This window comes from Alkalihalophilus lindianensis (genome assembly GCF_032843265.1).
Taxonomy (GTDB): domain Bacteria; phylum Bacillota; class Bacilli; order Bacillales; family Bacillaceae_D; genus Alkalihalophilus; species Alkalihalophilus lindianensis.
The window spans coordinates 1-248 of sequence record NZ_JAWJBA010000780.1; the positions used below are offsets into that span (position 1 = coordinate 1).

At 42.3% G+C, this 248-nt stretch carries 1 pseudogene; it reads right to left on the reverse strand.

The features are described from left to right. Nucleotides 1–248, reverse strand: a pseudogene (locus tag RYX56_RS24310) (PepSY1/2 domain-containing protein); the annotation flags it as partial.

Consider the following 248-nt stretch of genomic DNA (forward strand, 5'->3'; position numbering starts at 1 on the left):
CTCCTTATCTAAATCTCTTACTGCCGTACGGTAACTGAAATTACCGATATTAGCCAAGAATTCCTCCGTTTTATTAAACGGTAATAGCGTTAGTGGAAGCTGGCCGACAGCATTATGTGCATCTGAAGTAATTCTCCAGACCTCAGCCAAAGACGGTGATAACGAATGCCTTGAATTCATCGCAAGTGTTGCGCCGATTTTGTCATGCAATACATCCATTTGATAGGTAAGTCCATGGAAAGCTCGTT